The 299-nt window shown below is 49.2% G+C and carries 1 protein-coding gene; it reads left to right on the forward strand.

What is annotated here, in order from left to right:
- Positions 1 to 299, forward strand: a 299-nt coding sequence (locus tag QP381_RS08850; protein ID WP_285068613.1) for a recombinase family protein, incomplete at both ends; no start/stop codon positions are given.

A 299-nucleotide genomic window follows, 5' to 3' on the forward strand; every position in this document is an offset into this window, starting at 1 on the left:
GACTACTACACCACCTATATTCGCTCACGTAATGATTGGCAGTTCGCGGGCATGTACTGCGATGAAGGTATTTCTGGCACCTCTATGAAACGTCGCGAAGGTTTCCAAACCATGATCGATGACGCCCTGGCAGGCAAAATCGACCTGATCCTCACCAAGAGTGTGTCCCGGTTTGCTCGCAACACGGTCGACTCCTTGACCACAGTCAGGAAACTCAAAGAAGTGGGAGTGGAGGTGTACTTCGAAAAGGAAAATATTTACACCTTTGACGCCAAAGGCGAATTGCTCATCACGATCAT

The organism is Pauljensenia sp. UMB6358, assembly GCF_030216865.1.
In the GTDB taxonomy this organism is placed as follows: domain Bacteria; phylum Actinomycetota; class Actinomycetes; order Actinomycetales; family Actinomycetaceae; genus Pauljensenia; species Pauljensenia turicensis_A.